This window comes from Pseudomonas kairouanensis, from assembly GCF_004682055.1.
Lineage (GTDB): Bacteria > Pseudomonadota > Gammaproteobacteria > Pseudomonadales > Pseudomonadaceae > Aquipseudomonas > Aquipseudomonas kairouanensis.
Genome location: NZ_QUZU01000002.1, coordinates 42,471 through 66,193, shown reverse-complemented (window position 1 = coordinate 66,193; position 23,723 = coordinate 42,471). Strand labels below are relative to the sequence as shown.

Below are 23,723 nucleotides of genomic sequence, written 5' to 3'. Positions count from 1 at the left end.
AAATAATACGTCAATGGGACCACAAGACGCGCGGCGATAAATTTTGCCAGACGCTGAACCGGGTCCAGCCATGGGCCAATTGCAACGCATAAGGCATATGCATAAACGAACGAACCATCGTACCCACAATCAGTATCACGAGCGGTCCGCTGGCAGCGGCGGCGATATTCGAATCCCTGGTCCACAGCGCAAGCAACGGGTGGCTGTACACTGCAATCCACACAGAAAACGGAACGACCAGCATCGACAGTATCTGACTTGCCCTGATGTATGACCCAAACACATCTGCTGTATCTCCAGAAGCCACCGCTGCAACGAGTTTAGGATAATAAGCATTAAAGACTGGCGATATCATCCTGAAGGCAATCGTTCCTAACGTCCACGCAAGCATGTAATAACCAAAATCCGTCAATGACAGCGTTTTTGACAACACGATTTTGTCGGCCTGCATCAATAAAAACGCCAGGGCGTTTGTCACCCCAACACCAACTGCAAAGCCACGAAGGCGACGCAGCGCCTCAACAGAAAACGGCCGAGATTGCTTCCAGCAGCCCAACTCTCGAACCAACTGAATACGCAAAATAAAAACGGTCAGAACATTTATCACACACTGCCATATGAAGAACCACTCGACCGTAGGTGAAACAAGCCACAACACCAGCACAGTACCGACCGAACGCAACGTTGCAAAAACAAAGGTCGCAATATTTAATTCGACTTGCTTCTGAAGCCCTGTCAGAATGCCATAATAGAATGCGATAGGAAACTGAAGAACCAACGCCACGCCCATGACTCTTAGCGACTGAGTCACCGACTCCAGCTTGCTGGGCGTCACATCAAGCCAATAGTAAGAAATCACCGGTGCCAAACATATGACGACCGTGCCGGCCGTGAGCGCTACACCCCAAAATATCCACTCAACGCTTCTCAGTAGTAAAACCACTTTTAGTTTTTCAGTCGGCGAAGCCGCCTCATATACTGAAGCCTCTGTAGTCGCCACCGCACCGCCCCCCCATCAAGCATCGTCATCGCAGCAGAAAGAATTACAAACAATCCAATTAAGCCGTAACCTTCAACGCCAATAAACTTTAAGTACAAAGGTACAAAGCAGATTCCCATCAAGGCTGCCCAGATCTGCCCCAGGAAGTTCGCTGCTACGCTCTTGCGAGCGCTATTCATACATTACAGCCCTTCAGCACACAACGGGTAACTTTGGGAAAATCAATGAAATTTAAAGACATCTTCTATATTCCGTCGCAATTCAGCCCCTTCGGAAATACGCGGGTCCTGTACCTCCACCACACGTCCAGACTTTACAAAAAACGTATTTAACAACACGACCGAAACAGCACTACCGCTGGATGACTCGACAGCACAAAGCACTTATACCGACCGAACATAAAGCCTGGCGACAATGAGAACCTTAGCATGACGCCGGAGCACTGAAAAGTGTTTGAGCAAGCGTAGACCCTTGATTTAACAGGTAAAGCACCACCTAGCACATGCATGCTGAAGCTTGCGAATCCCCATCCAGAAAAGGAAATTACGTCCTTGAGCGCCCCACCATGAAGCGGTGGGACAACTCGAGATATGCGACTATTTTGCAACTGATGGCACCTTCAGCCATGACAATGTTTTCGCAATGCCCTCCTCCTGCCCTACTGCGGGGTATGCATTCGACTTTTCCGCAGGAGAGCAATTCACAACATTATCAGTTGTCATGTTTCTCAGCCTAAAACTACCAAAAGGAAACCTCAAACCGACAAAATTGCAGGCATCACCAACAAGCGCCAAGCTGTGGAAAAAAAACATCGGCGCCTTGATCGGCTTCCGACGACCTGCAAGCGATACAATGCTCAAACTCCACTCATCGACATTCAGGGGTGGCGTATCACCAATATAATAATATTCAACCCTGTCGTCAGGCGATTGAGAAATAGAAATGATCTGATTCACTGTGTTTTCTACATAACCGTACGTTTTCGTGCTCGACGCATTGCCAATTCGAATATAGCGACCGGCGAGCACTATATCGAAGAAATTTCGATAAGGTTCTCCAAACCAAGGCCCCCAAATAGATGTAGGACGTACGATAGTGCATCTGGGTACCTGCGCCTTCCACTTCTTAACGATGCGCTCACCCTCTACCTTGCTTTTGCCGTATACCGTAGTCGGCGAAACATCTTCGATCGTAGACGGTATATGCCCAGCCCTACAAACCAGCATACTGGAAGCAAATACGGTATGCCTGACGTAATGAGCCGAGGACAGAACCTTGCACAAGTTCTCCACACCCGCAATATTTTCCCGGTAGTCCTCCAGGGTCTTACCACAAAGATCTGTACGCGCCGCAAGGTGAAATACATAATTGGGCTTGAATAACTCAAACGCCTCAGCCAGTAGCTCTAAATCGCAAATATCACAATAGTGGTGGACGTCGAAATTGTCACTATTTCTGGGTGGCGCCACATCAAGGCTTAGAACCGCACACCCCAATTCCTTTAGCCGGCACACCAAGTTGGTCCCTATAAAGCCTGACCCACCGGTAACCAAAACCTTAAAGTTAGTCACGCTGCAACCCCTCATAGACCATAAGATAGCTGGACGCCATCGCAGAAGAGCTATAACGCTCACGAGCAACTTTCAGCACCGCCGCTGCCTTAGACTCGTCGGCCACGCACTTCATCACCGCTGCGTTAAGGCTAGGCACATCATCCACTTTGAAAAAACAAACCGCCTCCTCAGTGAAAAGTTCCCGAAAGATAGGGATATCTGAGCACACGATCTTTTTCGAATGGAGGGCAGCCTCAATCAAAGCAAGCCCAAAACCTTCCGCGCGCGAAGGCATGGCAAATACATCGAAAAAAATATTACATTGGTGCGCATATGGAACGGACGGAATAAAGACACAACGATTATCAACACCCAACGTTACACTCAGCTCTTGCAATGACTTCTTCGCCGGCCCATCACCAATAACCACCAGCCCCACCCGAGCATTTTCACTCAACAACCTAATTAACTGATCAACGCCTTTAGTGGCAGTGAGCACGCAGTACGTACCCAATAAAACATCTACACAAGCCTTTAACGCGCTGATCTCAGTAGCGCACCAATCCTCGATCAAACCATAATTAATAACAACATCCCGACCATTGTAAACCCGGGTTATTTTCTTATTATATGAAAACCTCGAGTAGTACTTAACCGCATCCTCACTCAAAACAACCAAACGATTGTGTCGCAACCAACATACATTCCAAATAAAACTAAAAACAAAAGAGACAAATTTGTTGTAGTGAAAATACAATTCCCTCTCCACATAATTATGCAGCGTACTTACATAGCGCACCTTACCAAATAACGATTTATTTCTGAATACAAAAGCATCAGCTCTCAACAAGTGAGAGTGAACTACATCATAGATAGAAAAATCAAAGGTCCTATAAAAACCAACTCGCTCAAAGCTTACACCCGCGAGCAACTCAATCTCGACACGCTCGTCAAAATAAAGCACCGTAACATCATGCCCCTTAAGAAGCATCTGCTCGCACAACTGCAAAACCACTAAAATAGGGGCTTTATTAACAATGGCCGGAACCACATAGCAGATTTTCATTTCTTCACAGCCCCTCCATAAACCGATAGCAGCCTCATCACCCCACGATCACCCAACACAACACTAAGCACGAAAAGAGTCAATCGCTTGAGAAAAATCGAGTCAACCAAATACACTGGAGATAGAGCCAACTCTTTCCGAAGCCTGAAATTCTCACGAATAATAGACATCATCAAACTCGGCTTATTACTAAGCCCTCCCACGCGATGAGAGACGACTGAAAAAGGATAAAAGCCAGCCTCCTGCGCACGAAGCGCGCGCAGAATAAAATGGTAATCACCTATTACCTTATAACTCTCGTCAAATCCATTCCCTGCGTCAAACAAAGAAGCATGATGAAAGCAACCCGGGTGACGTATCGTCATCTTGTTTTTCAAACCGACACTTGCCATCTCCCAAGGCAGACCAACCTCTGCAATATATGCTCCAGACTGATCGACGAGATTATTTTTTCCATAGACGATGTTAATGCCGCGCTCGCGGGCAGCATCTAGGTGTTCAATTACCGATGATAGCGCCGATGGCGAGCTAAAATAATCGTCACTCCCCAGGAACGTTATCCATTCTGCATCCACCTGCACCAATGCCTTGTTCCATGCATTGTAAACGCCAGAATCCTTCTCACTGGAAAATCTCGCCATTTCGTATTCTTTTATAATATGTAACGTCTCATCAGTGCTACCGCCATCTTGAATATACAAATAAATGTCTTTAAAGTTCTGCGCCAAAATAGAATCCAAACACTCGCGCAGTGTTCGCTCACTATTGTACGTAGCAACTACAATTCCAATTTTCGCCCTAGGCATCCCAGTTCACCCCATCTTAATTCACTTAGATCACGGCCTATCTTTGACTACGTAATTGCACTGACCGACAATACACCTTGTCAAACAAAGCATTTATAATCATAAAAAACACGAAGTGATACTTGTAAAAATACATCACATTACCAAAAGATCCCACCACAACGAATGCCAATAAAAATGCCCTGGCCAGAAGGCTTTTATTTCGCCGATAACTATAAATTACCAACGCAAGGAAAAACGCCACCCCCACCACACCCGTCTCGATTGCAGCGCTTAACAAAAAGTTATGGGCGGGGTAATTAACTCCAGACAACGCGAATATAACCTGGCTTTCAGTGCCGATGCCGTATCCGAATGGATTTTGAATAAATGCCTCCAGTGCAGTGCTGTAGAGAATCTCTCGCGTCGGGTCAAACCGGGAAAAATCTCCGCTAACGGCGGCGATTACCGCTGCTAGCGCCAGGAACGCAAAGAACAAATTCGGCACTCTAAATTTTGCGAAATACAGATAAACCAAAGCGAGCGCGACGGCCAGCACGTCCCCCTTGGACAAGAGCATTAGAGGCGGAAGCAGCATAAACATGCTGAGCAACAAATACATCGTATTCCCGGTAACTTTATACTTCAACAAATTCAAATAGATCGACAGCAGCAATACCGCACCAACCGTATTAATGTGCACACTCAGAAATGAATATGGGCCATTGAAGAAATCCTTATAGTATTGCTGACTTTCCACCAAAATACTTGCTGAGTAGTCCAAATTGAATACCAGATAGAACACTATCAATAGCGCAAACACCGGCCCCCAATTGGCCATCCCATCAAGCATCGCCGTTTTTTCAACATCAGACATCAGCGACATGACAATGATGACAAGCAATACCTGTAGTATACGAAAGAACACATCGTAGTTAACAACAAGGCCACTCACATAAACCAGTATTACCCCGTAAAAAAAATAAAACAGGACAATAAAGATATAACCCAACATCACAGGCTTAGCGTGACGAGCGCACAAATAAACCATACCTATAAAAACAAGCAAAAACTCATCTAACTTGTAATTCACACCGCGAATCTCGAGCATCTTCACGGGAAAAACCATTAAGGCGCCGAGCAAATAGCATAGATACTTCATCGGCATATACCACAGGCTCTATCAAGCATCAGCTTCTCGTGCCTATCAATCTTCCAGCATCTCCGAGGCGCCCCAAGTTGCTTATCACAGTAGCCCCTGTAAAGCCGATCACTGGCTGCTCTCGCCCTCTGAACTACCAAATCGAGGACAATTTGGGGCACAGAGCTAGCTGCGCCATGGGTGGCTTGCCAACTATTTGCTCTCATCCCCCCCCCCCAGTTTGCTTATATTGGAACGCCCTTCCTAACGAGTACTCAGCCCCCCATCAGCCGATGAGGCCTTATATGCTCGCTCCAGGACCCACTCCCCTTGGGCACTCCTTCACGGCAAGCAAGGCTCTGCACGGGATAGCTCAAGGTGATATCGCGCCCAATACTGATCTCAAACTGCGTGGTACTTGGGGAGGAGAACGATTGATGGAAAATTCGGGCGACTACCAATTGCCCTCGCTAGACCTTTCGAAATTCCGAGCGCCTTAAAAATACACGCTGGACTGACGAGCAGAACACATATCACTTACAAACGTGGGATCTCGCATCATGCGAAATCTTCTAAAAAACCAAATCGGGTAATACGCTATAAAAAACAGAGCTAACCGTATAAAACATCCGAACCAATAGTAACGATATTACCCCGAGTATAGCTCAAGAGAAGTAGACACCAGATTACAACGAATCGCCTGATATCGAATTGATGGTAGCACCGACCAATCAACGCTTAAGCCGCTTACAGCTTAGACCTCACTGAAGCCCATCGCCGAGACAAGAGTAATCCGCTCACAAGCGCCTGGACTGCCCCGCTAGCCTCGTTAACACCCCCAAGAAGGGTCCTATCAAGGCACCAACTATCAAAGCAAGCACCACAAACACAGCTACCGGTAATTTGGCGCTTATCCGCCCAAGAAAAGACAAAGCCACACCCTGCTGGTTTTCCAACACGAATGCGATGATCGACAAGATGAGAGCGATCAGGGTCACCCCCAAGAAAATACGCCCTACTTTACCCATGGCAGCTATCCTCAAAGAAACTCAGACCCCATCTTCTTCCTCCTCATTCACCCGATCCCGCAACTCCTTCCCCGGCTTGAAATGAGGCACAAACTTCCCATCCAGACTCACCGACTGCCCAGTCTTAGGATTCCGTCCAACCCGTGGCGCACGGTAGTGCAACGAAAAACTCCCAAACCCCCGGATCTCAATCCGGTCACCCGTTGCCAGGCACTGGGACATTTGTTCAAGCATGGTCTTGATAGCCAGCTCCACATCCTTGGATGAGAGCAGCCCTTGATGGGTGACAATTCGTTCGATCAACTCCGACTTCGTCATAATTTTCCCTTCTTTTTCAAGCAGCTAGGAAAAGCGCTTCGAAGGTTTTAGCATGACTTGATGAATTTGAACAGCCCATACAGCAACTTATATACAGGTTAGATAGATGCCTGCAATACCCGCGTTACACCCTCAATTGCAGATCACCAACATGGTGCGGGTTACGGCGCCGGCGGGGTTCCAGCCGAAGAGGTAGTCGCCCTCTTCGTCCTTGGCGTCACTGGACCTTGTGATCACCTTGTAGCCCTGCTGCTTGCACTCTCGAGCAGCACGGCTCTCGCACTTGTCCCAGCTGTTGCCCAACCCTGAGCAATCGACTTCTATGCCGCTGACGCCGCGCCTGGCATGGGTCTTGGCACTGGTAACAGAGCAGCCTGCTAGCGCTAACACTACGAATACTACGATAAGCCTGTTCATTCAGTTCCTTATTGAAGCCACAACACGGGAGCCGCTTTTGTTAAGACTATAGTCAGTTCTGACACTGCGCTGAACGTCTTGGTTCTCGGCTGTTGGATCAAGGAATTTCAGGCACAAAAAAGGGCGACCGAAGTCGCCCTTTTTTATGGTCTAGCAGAACTTAGTTCTGTTTTTCCATTTGTGCACGCAACAGGTCGCCCAGAGTGGTAGGACCAGCAGCAATGCTATCCGAAGGCTTGTCTTTCAAGCTTTGGATGGCTTCTTTCTCTTCAGCATCGTCTTTCGACTTGATGGAGAGCTGGATTACACGGCTCTTGCGGTCAACGCTGATGATCTTGGCTTCTACTTCCTGGCCTTCTTTCAGAACGTTGCGCGCGTCTTCAACGCGGTCACGGCTGATTTCGGAGGCTTTCAGAGTTGCTTCGATATCGTCGGCCAGAACGATGATGGCGCCTTTGGCGTCAACTTCTTTCACGATGCCTTTAACGATTGCGCCTTTGTCGTTGTCCTGAACGTATTCAGAGAACGGGTCGCTTTCCAGTTGCTTGATACCCAGGGAGATGCGCTCGCGCTCTGGGTCAACCGACAGGATAACGGTGTCCAGCTCGTCGCCCTTCTTGAAACGACGAACAGCTTCTTCGCCAACTTCGTTCCAGGAGATGTCGGACAGGTGAACCAGGCCGTCGATGCCGCCGTCCAGACCAATGAAGATACCGAAATCGGTGATCGACTTGATGGTGCCGGAGATTTTATCGCCCTTGTTGAACTGGCCAGAGAAATCTTCCCATGGGTTAGATTTGCACTGCTTGATGCCCAGGGAGATACGACGACGCTCTTCGTCGATGTCCAGAACCATAACTTCCACTTCGTCGCCGACTTGTACGACTTTCGAAGGGTGGATGTTTTTGTTGGTCCAGTCCATTTCGGAAACGTGTACCAGGCCTTCAACGCCTTCTTCCAGCTCAGCGAAGCAGCCGTAGTCGGTCAGGTTGGTAACACGCGCAGTTACGCGAGTGCTTTCTGGGTAACGAGCTTTGATAGCAACCCATGGATCTTCACCCAGTTGCTTCAGGCCCAGGGAAACACGGTTGCGTTCGCGATCGTATTTCAGAACCTTGACATCGATCTCGTCGCCAACGTTGACGATTTCCGATGGATGCTTGATGCGCTTCCAAGCCATGTCGGTAATGTGCAGCAGGCCATCCACGCCACCCAGGTCGACGAATGCGCCGTAGTCGGTGAGGTTTTTGACGATACCTTTGACTTGTTGGCCTTCCTGCAGGGATTCCAGCAGAGCTTCACGCTCGGCGGAGTTCTCTGCTTCCAGGACGCTGCGACGGGAAACGACAACGTTGTTGCGTTTCTGGTCGAGTTTGATGACCTTGAATTCGAGTTCTTTGCCTTCCAGGTGCGTGGTGTCGCGCACAGGACGAACGTCGACCAAAGAACCTGGCAGGAACGCACGGATGCCGTTAACGTCGACAGTGAAGCCGCCTTTAACCTTACCGTTGATAACGCCCTTGACCACTTCTTCAGCTGCGAAGGCTGCTTCGAGAACAATCCAGCATTCAGCGCGCTTGGCTTTTTCACGGGACAGCTTGGTTTCACCGAAACCGTCTTCAACCGAGTCCAGAGCAACGTGAACTTCGTCACCGACATTGATAGTCAGGTCACCAGCATCGTTGTAGAACTGTTCCAGCGGGATCAGAGCTTCAGACTTCAGACCAGCGTGAACGGTTACCCAGCGAGCTTGGTAATCGATATCAACGATAACACCGGTGATGATGGAGCCTGCCTGAAGGTTCAGGGTTTTTAGGCTTTCTTCAAAGAGTTCCGCAAAGCTTTCGCTCATTTTAATTCCTGTTGATAAGGGCGAAGAATACGCCCATCTCCACACCCCAGACGGTGTGGGTCAGTTTCAGTTAAAAGAAGCCACCGCAGGACTATGACTGGTCCCCTGCGGCCTTCTTGATCACCCGGCGATATCGCGAATGGCGATTTCACTCAAGATGCGTTCCAGCACCTGCTCGATGGACAACTCCGTGGAATCCAGCTGTATGGCGTCAGCCGCCGGCTTGAGCGGGGCTACCGCACGCTGGGTGTCACGTTCATCACGTGCACGGATCTCATCTAGCAGACTCGACAGACTAACACCATCGACTTTGCCCTTCAACTGCAAGTAACGGCGACGAGCACGCTCCTCGGCGCTGGCAGTCAGGAAAATCTTCAATGGTGCCTCGGGAAACACCACTGTGCCCATGTCGCGGCCATCGGCCACCAGGCCCGGCGGCTCCTGAAATGCCCGTTGGCGTTGCAGCAGGGCATCACGCACGGCCGGCAGCGCAGCAACCTGGGAGGCCCAGGAGCCGACCTGCTCATTACGCAGGTCATCGGTCACATCGTCGCCTTCGAGGATAATGCGTTGTGGATGACCTTCCGTCGCGCCGACAAACTGCACATCCAAGTGCGCCGCCAGCAGCTTCAGGGATTCTTCGTTGGTGAGATCGACGCCATGGTTGCGTGCGGCAAAGGCCAGCAGGCGATACAGCGCGCCGGAATCCAGCAGGCACCAACCCAGGCGCTTGGCCAGGATGCCGGCGATCGTGCCTTTGCCCGAGCCGCTTGGCCCGTCGATGGTAATCACCGGTGCTTTGATATTCACAATTGAGCCTCTTGGGCAACACGGATGCCGACTTGGGCACACAGTGTAAGAAAGTTCGGAAAAGACGTAGCTACATTGGCGCAGTCACGGATACGAATCGGCGCCGTCGCCAGCAGGGAAGCCACACTGAACGCCATGGCAATCCGATGATCACCCTGGGCATGGACTTCACCCCCCCCTATCAGGCCACCGTCGATGATAATCCCATCAGGGGTCGGTTCACACTTCACCCCCAGCGCCAGCAGACCATCGGCCATGACCTGGATACGGTCAGACTCCTTCACGCGCAGCTCTTGGGCGCCGCGCAACACGGTTCGACCCTCGGCACAGGCTGCCGCAACGAACAGCACCGGAAACTCATCGATAGCCAACGGCACTAGCGCCTCGGGAATCTCGACCCCCTTCAACGGCGCTGCACGTACGCGCAGGTCAGCCACAGGTTCGCCGCCGACTTCGCGAGGGTTTTGCAGGGTGATATCCGCGCCCATCAGCCGCAGGATGTCGATCACCCCGGTACGTGTAGGGTTGATGCCGACATGCTCCAGCAGCAACTCGGAGCCCTCGGCAATCGAGGCGGCCACCAGGAAAAACGCCGCAGAGGAAATATCCCCCGGCACTTCAATATGGGTCGCCGTCAGCGCGTGACCCGACTCTACCGACGCCGTCGCCCCCTCCACCGCCACCGGATAACCAAACCCACGCAACATGCGCTCGGTATGGTCACGGGTCGGCGCAGGTTCGGTCACCGCCGTCTTGCCCTCGGCATACAGCCCAGCCAGCAACAAGCAGGATTTGACCTGGGCGCTGGCCATTGGCATCGAATAAGTCAGACCTTTAAGCACTTGACCGCCACGAATGGTCAGCGGCGGACGCCCTTCTGGCCCCGTCTCGATCACCGCACCCATTTCCCGCAATGGCTTGGCCACGCGACTCATCGGACGCTTGGACAGCGAGACATCACCGGTCAGCACGCTGTCAAAGCTCTGTGCCGCCAGCAACCCGGACAGCAATCGCATCGACGTACCGGAGTTACCCAGGTAAATCGGCCCCGGCGCAGACTTCAAACCATGCAAGCCCACCCCATGAATGGTCACACGCCCATGGTGCGGCCCCTCAATCACCACGCCCATGTCGCGAAACGCCTGCAGGGTCGCCAAGGCATCTTCGCCTTCAAGGAACCCTTCGACCTCTGTCACGCCATCGGCCAGCGAACCCAGCATGATCGACCGATGGGAGATCGACTTGTCGCCCGGCACCCGAATACGCCCGCTCAAGCGGCCACCCGGGTTGGCGATAAAGGTCAGCTCATCGGCGTTCACTGCGGTTTCCACATAGGCCCGGCGCGCCAGGATCTTGCTGAAATGCTCACGCGCCATCCGCGCACGGGTGAACACGCCCAACAATTGGTGGCCATCCCCGGCATCGACCGCGTCACGCAAGGCGTCGAGGTCACTGCGGAAGGTATCCAAGGTACGCAACACCGCTTCGCGGTTGGCGAGGAAGATGTCGTGCCACATCACCGGGTCGCTACCGGCAATGCGCGTGAAATCACGGAAGCCACCGGCGGCGTAACGGAAAATCTCGAGGTTCTCGTTGCGTTTGGCCAGCGAATCCACCAAGCCAAAGGCCAGCAGGTGCGGCAAATGACTGGTCGCCGCCAGCACTTCATCATGGCGCTCGACCTGCATATGCTCCACATCCGCCCCCAGCTCGCGCCAGAGACGATCCACAACGGCCAGCGCGGCCGGATCGGTCTGCTCCAGCGGGGTCAGGATTACCTTGTGGCGACGAAACAGTTGCGCGTTGGACGCTTCCACCCCGCTCTGCTCGGAGCCTGCAATCGGATGCCCCGGTACAAACCGCACAGGCATGCCGCCAAACGCCAGTTTCGCTGCGCGCACCACATTGCCCTTGGCGCTGCCGACGTCCGTGAGGATCGCCTGGCCCAGATCCATGCCAGCCAACAGCGCCAGCAACTTTTCCATGGCCAGGATCGGCACGGCGAGCTGGATCACGTCCGCCCCCTGGCACGCGAGCGCCAGGTCTGCCTCACAGCGATCCACCACACCCAACTCAACCGCCAGCTTGCGCGATTGCGGGTCCAGGTCCACACCGACCACTTCGCCGCACAGCCCGCTTTCACGCAGGCCTTTGGCAAAGGAGCCGCCAATCAATCCAAGGCCGACCACCACCAGGCGACCGATCATAGGCACAGCAGGTTGCAATGCAGTGACATCAACCACGGGCCAGAACCTTGGCCAGCGCCTCCAGGAAGCGGGCGTTTTCTGCCGGCAAGCCGATGGTGATACGCAGGTGATTCGGCATGCCGTAGTTGGCCACCGGACGCACGATCACGCCTTCACGCAGCAGGCCCTGAAACACCGGTGCGGCCACCTGGCCGAGATCGACACAAATGAAGTTGCCCTTGGACGGGATCCAACCCAGGCCCAACTCACGGAAACCTTCCTGCAACTGTTGCATGCCGGTTTCGTTGAGGCGACGACCCTCTTCCAGGTAGTCAGCATCTTTCACTGCCGCACAAGCCGCCGCCAGGGCCAGGCTGTTGACGTTGAACGGCTGGCGTACACGGTTCAGCACGTCGGCGACGACGGCTGTGGAAAGGCCATAGCCAACCCGCAGCGACGCCAGGCCGTAAGCCTTGGAGAAAGTGCGCGACACCAGCAGGTTCGGGTACGCCGCCAGGAAATCCAGGCCGTCTGGCAGGTCGCTGCCTTCGGCGTACTCGATGTAGGCCTCGTCCAGCACCACCAGCACATGCTCGGGCACGTCCTGCAGGAAGTCGTCCAGTGCCTGCGCGTCGAACCAGGTGCCGGTCGGGTTATTCGGGTTGGCGATGAAGACCACACGGGTCTGAGCATCGATGGCGGCCAGCATGGCCGGCAGGTCGTGCCCCCAGTCCTTGGCTGGAATGACGCGCGCATCGGCACCCACTGCCTGGGTAACAATCGGGTAAACGGCAAACGCGTGCTCGCTGAACACGGCGTTCAAGCCCGGCGCCAGATAGGCGCGGCCGACCAGTTCCAGAATGTCGTTGGAGCCGTTGCCCAGGGTGACCTGATTCAGTTCGACCCGGCATTTTTCCGCCAACAACGACTTGAGTGCAAAACCATTGCCATCAGGGTAACGGGTCAGCTCGGCCAACTCCTCACGAATCGCCGCCAGCACCTTAGGATTCGGACCCAGCGGGTTCTCGTTGCTCGCCAGCTTGACGATTTTGGACGGATCCAGATTCAACTCACGCGCCAACTCGTCCACAGGCTTGCCCGGAACGTAAGGCGACAGTTGTTGCACGCCCGGCTGTGCCAGGGCGAGGAAGTTGCCACTCATGTTAAAGCCTCACAAAACCGCTTTCGGGTAAGAGCCCAGCACTTTGAGTGCTACGGCTTCCTGACTGATCTTTTCGAGCACACCCTTGACCAGCGGGTCGCGATGATGGCCGACAAAATCGATAAAGAACACGTAGGTCCATTTACCGCTGCGCGAAGGACGTGTCTCGATGCGCGTCAGGTCAATCCCGTTGTCGTGGAACGGCACCAGCAACTCATGCAGCGCACCGGGCTTGTTGCTCATGGAGACGATGATCGAGGTCTTGTCGTCGCCGGTCGGCGGCACTTCCTGGTTACCGATCATCAGGAAGCGCGTGGAGTTGTCCGGGCGGTCCTCGATTTTCTCAGCCAGGCGCGTCAGGCCGTACAGGCCCGCCGCCATGTCCCCGGCGATGGCCGCCGAGTTCCACTCACCCTTGACCCGCTTGGCCGCTTCGGCGTTGCTGGACGCCGCCACGCGTTCCACATTCGGGTAATGGGCGTCCAGCCACTTGCGGCACTGGGCCAGGGACTGGGCGTGGGAGTAGATGCGGCTGATGCTGTCGGTCTTGGTGTTCTCGCCCACCAGCAGGTGATGGTGAATGCGCAACTCGACTTCGCCGCAGATCACCATGTCGTGCTCAAGGAAGCTGTCGAGGGTGTGGTTGACCGCGCCCTCGGTGGAGTTTTCCACCGGTACCACGCCAAAGTTCACCGCACCAGCCGCCACTTCGCGGAACACCTCGTCAATCGCGGCCATTGGCTTGCTGATCACAGCGTGGCCGAAGTGTTTCATCGCAGCGGCTTGGGTAAAGGTGCCTTCCGGGCCTAGGTACGCCACTTTCAGCGGCTGCTCCAAAGCCAGGCACGACGACATGATTTCACGGAACAACCGCGCCATCTCTTCGTTGCCCAGCGGGCCCTTGTTGCGCTCCATCACACGCTTGAGCACCTGGGCTTCACGCTCAGGCCGGTAAAACACCGGCACCTCGCCTTCCGCCAGGGACGCCATCTTCACCCGTGCCACTTCCTGGGCGCAGCGCGCACGCTCACTGATCAGTTCCAGGACTTTCTCGTCCAGGCTGTCAATGCGAACCCGCAGGGCCTTGAGTTCTTGCTCAGACATTAGCCGTGTTCCTTTTCGAACTCTGCCATGTAGGCCACCAGCGCGTTGATCGCGTTGATGTCGACAGCGTTGTAGATGGAGGCGCGCATGCCACCGACCGAACGGTGACCCTTGAGGTTCAACAGGCCGCGGGCGTCGGCACCGGCCAGGAACGGCTTGTCCAGGCGATCGTCAGCCAGGCGGAACGGCACGTTCATCCACGAGCGGTCGCTGAGGTTGATCGGGTTGCTGTACAGGCCGCTGGCGTCGATAAAGTCGTACAGGGTGCGCTTCTTCTCTTCGTTCAGCTTGCCCATGGCGGCGACACCGCCCTGCTCTTTCAGCCACTCGAACACCAGGCCGGAGAGGTACCAGGCAAACGCCGGCGGGGTGTTGTACATCGAGCCGTTATCGGCCGCGACCTTGTAGTTGAGCATGGTCGGGCACAGCGAACGGGCGCGACCCAGCAGGTCTTCGCGGATAATGTTGACCAGGATGCCGCTGGGGCCGATGTTCTTCTGGGCGCCGGCGTAGATCATGCCGTACTTGGACACATCGATTGGGCGCGAGAGGATGTCCGAAGACATGTCGCACACCAGCGGAACGTCGCCCACTTCTGGCACCCAGTCGAACTCCAGGCCGCCGATGGTTTCGTTCGCCACGTAGTGCACGTAGGCAGCGTCCTTCGACAGCTGCCATTCGTTCTGACCCGGAATGGCGAAGTAGTCGTAGGGCTTGGCAGTGCCTGCTACGTTGACGTTGCCGTAACGAGAGGCCTCTTCAATGGCCTTCTGGCCCCAGATGCCGGTGTCGATGTAGTCGGCAGTGCCGTCTTCCGGCAGCAGGTTCAGCGGCAGCTGGGCGAACTGCTGGCTGGCGCCGCCTTGCAGGAACAGCACTTTGTAGTTGGAAGGGATGTCCAGCAAGTCGCGCAGGTCCTGCTCGGCCTTGGTGGCAATGGACACGAACTCATCGCTGCGATGGCTCATTTCCATCACGGAGAGGCCTTTTCCGTGCCAGTCGAGGAGTTCACCCTGCGCGCGCTGCAGGACTGCTTCAGGAAGCGCCGCGGGACCGGCACAGAAGTTATAGGCTCTCTTGCTCACATCCAATCTCACTCTGATCTGGTGGTAGTCACACGAACATATCAGCCGACAGCCGATCCAATATGGGAGCGGGCTTGCTCGCGAAAGCGATCTGACAGGCGACATCTTTAGTGAATGTCAGTCCGCTTTCGCGAGCAAGCCCGCTCCCACAAGGGATCTCCTTAGCTGTCGATATTTCCATCCGGACAAACAACAAGGGGGCGAATCTTCATCCGCCCCCTGTGTGCCCGCTTATTCCTGCGGTTCTTCTTCGTCTGCGGCAGCATCGAGGGTCGGTTCGTCGACGTTGTCATCGCCGGTTGCGATGACCTCACCTTCAAACTCCTCGCCTTCGAGCTCTTCGCCTTCGACTTCCGACGGTTCCTGCACACGCTCCAGGCCGACCAGTTTTTCGTCCTTGGCCAGCTTGATCAGGGTCACGCCCTGGGTATTACGGCCCAGGCTCGACACCTCGTCAACACGGGTACGCACCAGGGTGCCCTGGTCGGAAATCAGCATGATCTCCTCGCCATCGAGCACCTGCACCGCGCCAACCAGGCGGCCGTTGCGGTCGTTGCTGACCATGGCGATTACGCCCTGGCCGCCACGCTTGTACTCCGGGAACTCGCTGATGGCTGTGCGCTTGCCATAACCACGCTCGGAAGCGGTGAGGATCTGGCTGCCTTCTTCCGGGATCAGCATCGAAATCAGCTTCTGCCCTTCTGGCAGACGCATGCCGCGCACACCGCGGGCGGTACGGCCCATGGCGCGAACGTCGGACTCCTTGAAACGCGTGACCTTGCCACCATCGGAGAACAACATGACTTCACGCTCGCCATCGGTAATGGCAGCGGAAATCAGTACGTCGCCTTCGTCCAGTTCCAGGGCGATCAGGCCCACGCTGCGCTGGCGACTGAAGGATTCCAACGGGGTCTTCTTCACGGTGCCCTTGGCGGTGGCCATGAAGATGAAGTGACCTTCGGTGTATTCCTCAACCGGCAACATGGTGGTGATGTATTCATCACTGTCCAGCGGCAGCAGGTTGACCAGTGGGCGACCACGGGCGGCGCGGGAGGCTTCCGGAATTTCGTAGGTCTTGAGCCAGTACACCTTGCCCTTGCTGGAGAACAGCAACAGCGTGGTGTGGCTGTTGGCGACCAGCAGGTGAGCGATGTAGTCCTCATCCTTCACGCCGGTAGCCGATTTACCTTTACCGCCACGACGCTGGGCCTGGTACGCAGCCAGCGGCTGGGTCTTGGCGTAGCCACCGTGGGAGATGGTCACAACGCGCTCTTCTTCCGGGATCATGTCACCCAGGGTCAGGTCCAGGCGTGCATCGAGGATCTCGGTGCGGCGCACATCGCCGTATTCGGCGCGGATCACTTCCAGTTCTTCGCGGATCACTTCCATCAGGCGCACGGCGCTGCTGAGGATGCGGATCAACTCGCCGATCTGGTTGAGGATCTCCTGGTACTCGGCCAGCAGCTTCTCGTGCTCCAGGCCGGTCAGGCGGTGCAAGCGCAGTTCCAGGATGGCCTGGGCCTGCTCCGGCGACAGGAAGTACTTGCCTTCGCGCAGGCCGTATTGTGGGTCCAGGGTCTCTGGACGGCACGAGTCGGCGCCGGCACGTTCAACCATGGCCACCACAGCGCTGGATTCCCAAGGGGTGCTGATCAGCGCTTCCTTGGCTTCCGACGGGGTTGGCGAGGCTTTGATCAGGGCAATCACCGGGTCGATGTTCGACAGCGCAACCGCCTGGCCTTCCAGGATATGGCCGCGTTCACGGGCCTTGCGCAGTTCAAATACGGTACGACGGGTGACCACTTCGCGGCGGTGACGCACGAAGGCTTCCAGCAGATCCTTGAGGTTCAGGATGCGCGGGCGGCCGTCGATCAGTGCAACCACGTTGATACCAAACACGCTTTGCAGCTGGGTCTGGGCGTAGAGGTTGTTGAGGATCACCTCAGGCACTTCACCACGACGCAGCTCGATCACCACGCGCATACCGTCTTTGTCGGACTCGTCGCGCAGCTCGGTGATGCCTTCGAGCTTCTTCTCTTTGACCAGCTCGGCGATCTTCTCGATCAGACGTGCCTTGTTCAGCTGGTAAGGGAGTTCGGTGATGACGATCTGCTGGCGGCCACCGACCTTGTCGATGTCTTCGATCATCGAGCGGGCGCGCATGTAAATGCGGCCGCGACCGGTGCGGTAGGCTTCGATGATGCCGGCACGACCGTTGATGATCGCGGCAGTCGGGAAGTCCGGGCCCGGGATGTATTGCATCAGCTCATCGACGGTCAGCTCAGGGTTGTCGATGAGGGCCAGGCAACCGTCGATGACTTCACCGAGGTTGTGCGGCGGGATGTTGGTGGCCATGCCCACGGCAATACCGCTGGAACCGTTGACCAGCAGGTTGGGGATCTTGGTGGGCATGACAGCCGGGATCATTTCGGTGCCGTCGTAGTTCGGCACCCAGTCCACGGTTTCTTTATGCAGGTCGGCCAGCAGCTCGTGCGCCAGCTTGGTCATGCGCACTTCGGTGTATCGCATGGCCGCAGCGTTGTCGCCGTCGACCGAACCGAAGTTGCCCTGGCCGTCTACCAGCAGGTAGCGCAGGGAAAATGGCTGGGCCATCCGAACGATGGTGTCGTACACCGCAGTGTCGCCGTGAGGGTGATACTTACCGATCACGTCACCGACAACACGGGCAGATTTCTTGTACGGCTTGTTCCAGTCGTTACCCAGCTCGCTCATCGCGAACAGCACACGCCGGTGCACGGGCTTCAAGCCATCGCGCGCATCAGGCAGTGCCCGCCCGACAATTACGCTCATCGCGTAGTCGAGGTAGGACTGTTTCAGCTCGTCTTCGATATTGACCGGGAGGATTTCTTTGGCCAGTTCGCCCATGAGAAGCCTGATTCCTTTTTCGGGTGAAACCTCGTCACATCCATATGGGACGAACGAAGCTCGCCGCTGCCGGCACGGTGCCTGACAACGACTTACGACAAATCAACGAGTTATGACACGGATCTGCGCGTTATGGGCAACCCCTCGGGGTGGCCCTGGAAACCGCCGGATGTTATCACAATCGCCGCCACGCACCTATCCCCCTGATGCGCATGGAGCATAGTTAGTTGACGGGTGACAGGCTTGAGGGGGACGAGAGGGGCTTAGAGAAGGATCCAGCCTGTTTTTCGAGGGGAGATCCGAAGAATTTATTGACTTAAAGGCCCCTTCGCGAGCAAGCCCGCTCCCACATTTGATTTGTGAACACATTCAAAATGTGGGAGCGGGCTTGCTCGCGAAGGCAATCCAACAGGAACCAAAGCCCTCAATGCAGACGCTTACGGCACATCAACTTGGCCAATTTGGCTGTATCCGGGCGCTCAACGATGCCCTTTTCCGTCACGATCACATCGATCAAATCAGCCGGCGTAACGTCGAACACCGGATTGAACGCCTCCACCCCCAAGCGCTGCCCGACGATCTCCAACAACTCACCCGAGTCACGTTCTTCCAACGCAACGTCATCGCCAGTGGCCAGCATCAAGTCAATGGTCGAACTCGGCGCCACCACCATAAAGCGCACGCCGTGGTGCATGGCACACACGGCAAGCTGGTAGGTGCCGATCTTGCTGATCACATCACCATTGGCGGTGATGCAGTCGGCGCCGACGATCACCCAGGTCACGCCCTTGGTCTTGAGAATGTGCGCACCCGCCGAGTCGGCATTCACCGTCACCGGAATGCCCTCACCTGCCAACTCCCAGGCAGTCAGCCGCGAACCCTGCAACCACGGCCGGGTTTCGTTGGCGTAGACCTGCTCCACCAAGCCCTCCAGGAAGGCCCCGCGAATCACCCCCAGCGCCGTGCCGACGCCGCCTGTCGAGAGCGCACCTGCGTTGCCATGGGTCAGGATCGCCTGGGCGTTGCCCTGATGCTTGCGGATCCGCTCGACCCCCAATTGGGCCATGACCAGATTGGCTTCCCGATCACTCTCATGAATCGCAATGGCCTCGGCTTCCAGCACCGCCACCGGATCGGCGTGCTTCTTGACCCGGTCCAGGCGGTCGCGCATGCGTTTGAGCGCCCAGAACAGGTTCGACGCGGTCGGCCGGGTATCGGCCAAGAGTGCGTAGTCTTCTTCCCACGCAGCCTGCCAGTCACCGCCCTCGGCAATCCGCTCACGGGCGGCGAGCACCAGGCCGTAGGCGGCGCTGATTCCAATCGCTGGCGCACCCCGCACCACCATCGAGCGAATAGCCGCCGCCACTTCTTCTACGGTGCGGCAGGTCACCCAGCTTTCCAGGGACGGCAAGGCACGTTGATCGAGCAGGTGCAGCGTGCCATCGCGCCAATCGATGGCCTTTACTTTCTCCGCAGCCAACAGTCGATCGCGCATTCCCTACTCCGCACTCATGAACAAAAGCCGCCGATTATAGCGATCCGCCAGCCAGGACGCTCGGGTATACTTCGCCCCTCTTTATATAGCTGCCTGGGAAGAAGCCTTCGATGACCACCACTGCCGCCCCGCTCGACTTGCTGCTACTGCCGACCTGGCTGGTACCCGTCGAACCTGCCGGCGTGGTGCTCAAGGAACACGGCCTGGGCATCCGCGACGGACGCATTGCGTTTATCGGCCCACGGGCAGCAGCGCTTAAACTCAAAGCCACTGAAACACGTGAGTTGCCCGGCATGCTGCTCAGCCCTGGCCTGATCAACGCCCACGGGCACGCGGCGATGAGCCTGTTTCGCGGCCTGGCCGATGACCTGCCGCTGATGACCTGGCTGGAAAAGCACATCTGGCCCGCCGAAGCCAAATGGGTCGATGAAGCCTTCGTGCGTGATGGCACCGACCTGGCCATCGCCGAGCAACTCAAGGGCGGTATCACCTGTTTCTCGGATATGTACTTCTACCCTAAGGTGGCCAGCGACTGCGTGCATAACAGCGGTATGCGCGCGCAGATCGCGATTCCGATCCTCGACTTCCCGATCCCCGGCGCCAGCACCGCCGATGAGGCGATCCGCCAGGGCATCGAGTTGTTCGGCGACCTCAAGCACCACCCCCGCATCAAGATCAGCTTCGGCCCCCATGCGCCCTACACCGTGGGCGACGACAACCTGGAAAAAATCCGGGTGATCGCCGAAGAACTCGATGCCGCCATCCAGATGCACGTTCACGAAACCGCCTTCGAAGTGCAGCAAGCGGTCGAGCACACTGGCGAGCGGCCATTGGCGCGCCTGGGTCGCCTGGGGCTGCTGGGCCCACGCTTCCAGGCCGTTCATATGACCCAAATCAGCGAGGACGACCTGGCTTTGCTGGTAGAAAGCAACACCAGCATCATCCACTGCCCGGAATCCAACCTGAAACTGGCCAGCGGCTTCTGCCCGGTGGAGCGTCTGTGGCAGGCTGGCGTCAATGTGGCCATTGGTACCGATGGCGCCGCCAGCAACAATGACCTGGATTTATTGGGGGAAACCCGCACGGCAGCGATGCTGGCCAAGGCCGTCGCCGGTTCTGCCACCGCCCTGGACGCCCACCGCGCGCTGCGCATGGCTACGCTCAACGGTGCGCGAGCCATGGGCCTGGAGAGCGAGATTGGCTCGCTGGAAGTGGGCAAGGCTGCCGATATTGTGGCCTTCGACTTGTCGGGGCTGGCGCAACAACCGATCTACGATCCGGTCTCACAGCTTATCTATGCCACCGGACGCGATTGCGTGAAACACCTTTGGGTCGCCGGCAAGCAGTTGCTCGACGACCGGCAATTGACCCGCATGGATGAACAACAGTTGACCACCACGGCCATTGCCTGGGGCCAGCGCATCAGCGGGCACAGCGAATAACGAAGGGTTTGAGCCCGCATGCTCAAGCCCTGCAACCCGATTTTTCAGCTTTAGAGGATTCACCATGAGCAACGTCGACCACGCCGAAATCGCCAAATTCGAAGCCCTGGCTCACCGCTGGTGGGACCGCGAAAGCGAGTTCAAGCCCCTGCACGACATCAACCCGCTTCGGGTCAACTGGATTGACGAACGCGTCAACCTGGCGGGCAAGAAGGTGCTGGACGTCGGTTGCGGCGGCGGCATCCTCAGCGAGGCCATGGCCCAGCGCGGCGCCACCGTAATGGGCATCGACATGGGTGAAGCGCCATTGGCCGTGGCCCAACTGCACCAGCTGGAATCCGGCGTGAGCGTGGAATACCGCCAGATCACCGCCGAAGCCCTGGCCGAAGAGATGCCCGAGCAGTTCGACGTGGTCACTTGCCTTGAAATGCTGGAACACGTTCCAGACCCTTCCTCGGTGATCCGTGCGTGCTTCCGTATGGTCAAGCCCGGCGGCCAGGTGTTCTTCTCCACCATCAACCGCAACCCCAAGGCCTACCTGTTCGCCATCATCGGCGCCGAATACATCATGAAGCTGCTGCCGCGCGGCACCCATGACTTCAAGAAATTCATCCGCCCATCCGAATTGGGCGCGTGGAGCCGTCAGGCCGGCCTGACCGTCAAGGACATCATCGGCCTGACCTACAACCCGCTGACCAAGCACTACAAGCTGGCCAACGACGTTGACGTCAACTACATGATCCAGACCCTGCGCGAGGAGTAAGCCTGTGAAGTTGCGAGCAGTACTCTTCGACATGGACGGCACCCTGCTGGACACCGCGCCGGACTTTATCGCCATTTGCCAGGCCATGCGCGCCGATCGCGGCCTGGCGCCGATCAACGACCAGCACATCCGCGATGAAATTTCCGGCGGTGCGCGGGCGATGGTCGCCGTGACCTTCTCGATGGACCCCGAGTCCCCAGGCTTTGAAGAACTGCGCCTGGAGTTCCTGGAGCGCTACGTCAAGGGCTGCGCGATCCACAGCAAACTGTTCGACGGCATGGCCGAGTTGCTGGAAGACATCGAGAAAGCCAAGCTGGTCTGGGGCGTGGTCACCAACAAGCCGCTGCGCTTTGCCGAACCAATCATGCAGCAACTGGGCCTGGCTGAGCGTTCGGCGCTGCTGATTTGCCCGGACCACGTAAAAAACAGCAAGCCGGACCCGGAGCCGATGATCCTGGCGTGCAAGATGCTCGGCCTGGACCCGGCCAGCGTGTTGTTCGTGGGCGATGACCTGCGGGACATTGAGTCCGGCCGCGATGCCGGTACGCGCACCGCAGCAGTGACCTATGGCTATATCCACCCGGATGACAACCCGCGCCACTGGGGCGCGGATGTGGTGGTGGATCACCCGCTGGAACTGCGCAAGGTGCTGGATAACGCGTTGTGCAGTTGCTGAGTGTTCGCTAGGTTTGCGGATTGATGGAGATCCAAATGTGGGAGCGGGCTTGCTCGCGAATGCGCAGTGTCAGCCACAGACACTTCAACTGACCCACCGCATTCGCGAGCAAGCCCGCTCCCACAGGGGATCTTCAGCGCTTACAGATTTGGGGTTTAAACCTGCTGAATTTTGTCGAGGCTATTTATGTTTGATTACTCTGCACGTCCAGAACTGCTCAAAGGCCGGGTCATCCTGGTGACCGGCGCCGGTCGTGGGATTGGCGCCGCAGCGGCAAAGACCTACGCCGCCCATGGCGCCACCGTGCTGTTGCTGGGCAAGACCGAAGCCAACCTGGCCCAGGTGTACGACGAGATCGAAGCGGCCGGCCACGCTCAGCCGGTAGTGATCCCCTTCAACCTGGAGACCGCCCTGCCCCATCAATACGATGAGCTGGCAGCGATGATCGAAAAAGAGTTCGGCCACCTCGACGGCCTGCTGCACAACGCCTCGATCATCGGGCCGCGCACGCCCATTGAGCAGTTGTCTGGCGAGAACTTCATGCGGGTGATGCATGTGAACGTCAACGCGATGTTCATGCTGACCAGCACCTTGTTGCCGCTGCTCAAGCTGTCCCAGGATGCGTCGGTGGTGTTCACCTCCAGCAGCGTAGGGCGCAAGGGTCGGGCGTATTGGGGCGCTTATGGCGTGTCGAAATTCGCCACCGAGGGCCTGATGCAAACCCTGGCCGATGAACTCGACACTGTCGCGCCAGTGCGGGCCAACAGCATCAACCCAGGGGCCACGCGCACCAGCATGCGGGCCCAGGCGTATCCGGGGGAGAACCCGACGGACAACCCGACGCCGGAAGAGATCATGCCGGTGTACCTGTACCTGATGGGGCCGGACAGTACGGGCATTAATGGGCAGGCGTTCGACGCGCAATAGCCGGAACGTAGCAGGACTAAATGTGGG

The 23,723-nt window shown here is 56.4% G+C and carries 19 protein-coding genes; 4 read left to right on the top strand and 15 right to left on the bottom strand.

Annotated features, from left to right (window positions below):
* Window positions 1–10: 10 nt before the first annotated feature.
* From DYL59_RS02640 to mtnA, 15 genes are all read right to left on the bottom strand, one after another.
* Window positions 11–1,000: an oligosaccharide flippase family protein gene (locus DYL59_RS02640; protein WP_135287777.1), complete on the bottom strand. Its 990-nt coding sequence runs from the start codon at window positions 998–1,000 to the stop codon at window positions 11–13.
* A gap of 596 nt (window positions 1,001–1,596) precedes the next feature.
* On the bottom strand, window positions 1,597–2,571 hold the full coding sequence (locus tag DYL59_RS02635) for an NAD-dependent epimerase/dehydratase family protein (RefSeq protein ID WP_167496647.1): 975 nt from the start codon (window positions 2,569–2,571) through the stop codon (window positions 1,597–1,599).
* Window positions 2,564–3,619 (bottom strand): glycosyltransferase family 4 protein, encoded by a 1,056-nt coding sequence (locus tag DYL59_RS02630; protein ID WP_135287775.1) that lies wholly within the window; start codon window positions 3,617–3,619, stop codon window positions 2,564–2,566. Before DYL59_RS02630 ends, DYL59_RS02635 begins: the two co-directional genes overlap by 8 nt.
* Window positions 3,616–4,425: a glycosyltransferase family 2 protein gene (locus DYL59_RS02625; protein ID WP_135287774.1), complete on the bottom strand. Its 810-nt coding sequence runs from the start codon at window positions 4,423–4,425 to the stop codon at window positions 3,616–3,618. The genes DYL59_RS02630 and DYL59_RS02625 overlap by 4 nt, the downstream gene beginning before the upstream one ends.
* A 37-nt stretch (window positions 4,426–4,462) precedes the next feature.
* Entirely contained in the window at window positions 4,463–5,521 is a 1,059-nt protein-coding gene (locus tag DYL59_RS02620; RefSeq protein ID WP_135287773.1) for a hypothetical protein, read from the bottom strand.
* A 1,073-nt stretch (window positions 5,522–6,594) separates the two neighbouring features.
* Complete coding sequence (gene ihfB, locus DYL59_RS02610; protein WP_023966377.1) at window positions 6,595–6,891, bottom strand: integration host factor subunit beta; 297 nt, start codon at window positions 6,889–6,891, stop codon at window positions 6,595–6,597.
* Window positions 6,892–7,023: 132 nt separating this feature from the next.
* A complete protein-coding gene (locus tag DYL59_RS02605; protein ID WP_135287771.1) occupies window positions 7,024–7,308 on the bottom strand; it encodes a hypothetical protein in 285 nt (94 codons plus the stop codon).
* A gap of 160 nt (window positions 7,309–7,468) precedes the next feature.
* The gene (gene rpsA / locus DYL59_RS02600) at window positions 7,469–9,160 is read right to left on the bottom strand and encodes a 30S ribosomal protein S1 (RefSeq protein ID WP_135287770.1); all 1,692 of its coding nucleotides are present in this window, start codon (window positions 9,158–9,160) and stop codon (window positions 7,469–7,471) included.
* A 120-nt stretch (window positions 9,161–9,280) separates the two neighbouring features.
* Window positions 9,281–9,970 carry a (d)CMP kinase gene (cmk, locus tag DYL59_RS02595; RefSeq protein WP_003172653.1) on the bottom strand — a complete coding sequence of 230 codons (690 nt, stop codon included), beginning with the start codon at window positions 9,968–9,970 and terminating at the stop codon, window positions 9,281–9,283.
* On the bottom strand, window positions 9,967–12,177 hold the full coding sequence (locus DYL59_RS02590; protein ID WP_238340601.1) for a bifunctional prephenate dehydrogenase/3-phosphoshikimate 1-carboxyvinyltransferase: 2,211 nt from the start codon (window positions 12,175–12,177) through the stop codon (window positions 9,967–9,969). Before DYL59_RS02590 ends, cmk begins: the two co-directional genes overlap by 4 nt.
* Window positions 12,178–12,205: 28 nt before the next feature.
* Window positions 12,206–13,318, bottom strand: a complete 1,113-nt coding sequence (gene hisC / locus DYL59_RS02585; protein WP_135287768.1) for a histidinol-phosphate transaminase — start codon at window positions 13,316–13,318, stop codon at window positions 12,206–12,208.
* Between the two features lie 9 nt (window positions 13,319–13,327).
* Entirely contained in the window at window positions 13,328–14,422 is a 1,095-nt protein-coding gene (gene pheA / locus DYL59_RS02580; protein ID WP_135287767.1) for a prephenate dehydratase, read from the bottom strand.
* Window positions 14,422–15,507: a 3-phosphoserine/phosphohydroxythreonine transaminase gene (serC, locus tag DYL59_RS02575; protein ID WP_135287766.1), complete on the bottom strand. Its 1,086-nt coding sequence runs from the start codon at window positions 15,505–15,507 to the stop codon at window positions 14,422–14,424. Before serC ends, pheA begins: the two co-directional genes overlap by 1 nt.
* 231 nt (window positions 15,508–15,738) lie before the next feature.
* A complete protein-coding gene (gene gyrA, locus DYL59_RS02570) occupies window positions 15,739–18,393 on the bottom strand; it encodes a DNA gyrase subunit A (RefSeq protein WP_135287765.1) in 2,655 nt (884 codons plus the stop codon).
* 424 nt (window positions 18,394–18,817) lie between these two features.
* Complete coding sequence (gene mtnA, locus DYL59_RS02565; RefSeq protein WP_135287764.1) at window positions 18,818–19,888, bottom strand: S-methyl-5-thioribose-1-phosphate isomerase; 1,071 nt, start codon at window positions 19,886–19,888, stop codon at window positions 18,818–18,820.
* 110 nt (window positions 19,889–19,998) lie between these two features.
* On the opposite strand from mtnA, the gene DYL59_RS02560 reads away from it, so the two are divergent.
* The 4 genes from DYL59_RS02560 to DYL59_RS02545 all read left to right on the top strand — a co-directional run bounded on the left by DYL59_RS02560 (window position 19,999) and on the right by DYL59_RS02545 (window position 23,696).
* Window positions 19,999–21,330, top strand: coding sequence for a TRZ/ATZ family hydrolase (locus DYL59_RS02560; RefSeq protein ID WP_135287763.1), 1,332 nt, complete (start codon window positions 19,999–20,001; stop codon window positions 21,328–21,330).
* A gap of 64 nt (window positions 21,331–21,394) precedes the next feature.
* Window positions 21,395–22,093, top strand: a complete 699-nt coding sequence (gene ubiG / locus DYL59_RS02555) for a bifunctional 2-polyprenyl-6-hydroxyphenol methylase/3-demethylubiquinol 3-O-methyltransferase UbiG (protein ID WP_003189760.1) — start codon at window positions 21,395–21,397, stop codon at window positions 22,091–22,093.
* A 4-nt stretch (window positions 22,094–22,097) separates the two neighbouring features.
* Window positions 22,098–22,769 (top strand): N-acetylmuramic acid 6-phosphate phosphatase MupP, encoded by a 672-nt coding sequence (gene mupP / locus DYL59_RS02550; RefSeq protein WP_135287762.1) that lies wholly within the window; start codon window positions 22,098–22,100, stop codon window positions 22,767–22,769.
* A gap of 186 nt (window positions 22,770–22,955) precedes the next feature.
* The gene (locus tag DYL59_RS02545; RefSeq protein WP_122486964.1) at window positions 22,956–23,696 is read left to right on the top strand and encodes a YciK family oxidoreductase; all 741 of its coding nucleotides are present in this window, start codon (window positions 22,956–22,958) and stop codon (window positions 23,694–23,696) included.
* The last annotated feature ends 27 nt before the right edge of the window (window positions 23,697–23,723 follow it).